Origin of the sequence: Archangium violaceum Cb vi76, assembly GCF_000733295.1 — a bacterium.
Taxonomy (GTDB): Bacteria; Myxococcota; Myxococcia; order Myxococcales; family Myxococcaceae; genus Archangium; species Archangium violaceum.
In genome coordinates this window covers 1-1,376 of record NZ_JPMI01000286.1, presented here as the reverse complement: position 1 = coordinate 1,376, position 1,376 = coordinate 1, and the positions used below count along the sequence as shown (strand labels likewise).

The 1,376-nt window shown below is 64.5% G+C and carries 2 protein-coding genes; both read right to left on the bottom strand.

The genetic code is table 11. The features are described from left to right. Nucleotides 1–139 precede the first annotated feature (139 nt). Nucleotides 140–883, bottom strand: a complete 744-nt coding sequence (locus tag Q664_RS39075) for an Imm52 family immunity protein (protein ID WP_043408150.1) — start codon at nucleotides 881–883, stop codon at nucleotides 140–142. 13 nt (nucleotides 884–896) lie between these two features. Next, the coding region (locus Q664_RS39070; RefSeq protein ID WP_043408148.1) for a Tox-REase-5 domain-containing protein at nucleotides 897–1,376 on the bottom strand (480 nt) is incomplete at its 5' end.

The following is a 1,376-nucleotide window of genomic DNA, read 5'->3' as shown; positions in this document are numbered from 1 at the left end:
TCCGTGCGCTCCGATGAAATGTGTGGACATGCCCTGGACTTCAGGGAGACAGGACAGGGGCGGTCAAGTCAGCGCGCATTCGCCCGTCACTCATGCTCTCCGCATCCGGCTGCCACTCGTTGACGTCAACGAGCGGCTTTCACTCGCTGGCGGGCCCGGGTTGCGGACGCTCGATGAGGCCGGCCCGGTCGAGCAGCTCGCGGATGCGCGCGGTGAAGGCCACGTGCTCGGGGTTGCTGGCCGTCATGGGCTCGGGGGAGAGCACCAGCAGCCAACCCAGCTTTCCCACCGGCTCGATGCGCACGGGCGCGGGCAGCGGTGGCAGCTTCCCCAGGCGGCGCGACAGGTACGTCAGCCAGCCCATCCGAACCTCGGACCCGCGCTTCTCCACGAGGTCCACCATTTCGGAGGAGCTGGCCATCGCGAAGTCTGGGTCCCACGCCGTGACCATGCACGTGAGCACTTCGGCCAGCACGGGCACGCGCAGCAGTCTCTCCCGGACCGGGCCCTGCCCGGGTGGTTTGAGCAGACACACGTTGGGCCCTCCCCATGGAGAGTATTTACCGCATGAAAGGTGAAGGTCCGTGGCGGTCTGCTTCGCATTCCACATGATGCGGCTGAAGCCCAGATCCTCGATGACCTCCTTGCCAACATCCGTGCGGTTCCTGCTCCGTAGAAAGAGCTGCTCCAGTTCCTTCACCTCTGGCTGGACAGGGTGGCCCGGCAGCTCGCGGGGGAAGCCACGGCCCGCCCGGTACCACTGGGAGAACGACGAGTCACACCGCGCAAGTCCGCGAAGAAGGAGTTCCGCACGCCTGGCACACTCCAGCGCCGTCTCCTTCCGAGGGCCCCAGTACGCCCCGATGTAGTAGTCCTCCTGCATTCGCGCCCCTCCCCTACCGTGCCAGTGGCGTATGGTGGACGGTGGTGTTGTTCCATTTTCTCCGTGTGAATTCCTGACGAAGAAACTCCGCGACCTTGGCATCGGCGACATGCCAGACCACAGGTAGTCCAAGTTGCTGGGCCAGCTTCGACTGCCTCTCAGCCTGCTCCATCATCTGGTCGAACTTACCGGAGTTCTTGTACCAGGACTTGGGGGTGCCATCCGCTTCGAAGAAGGAGCAATAACCGGGACCCTTGGCCTCCAGAAGTTCCCCCAGCTTGATGCCATCGAACTCCAGTTTCCCAATCATGTACACCCACCACGCGGGCCGCCCCGTCACCTGCTCCTGGTAGTCCAGCGAGCGCTTGGATTCATTGGTGGGATTCTTGTACGTCCACCTACCAGGGTCCCGCGCCGGAGCCGTCCTGGAGTCCTTCGCGCCCTTGCCCACCTTTCCGCTCGCGCCGCCGGTGTTGCTGCTGCCCCGGCCCCT

Coding starts and splice junctions, on each gene's coding strand:
- Q664_RS39075 (WP_043408150.1), bottom strand. CDS start 883: ATGCAGGAGGACTACTACATCGGGGCGTACTGGGGCCCTCGGAAGGAG.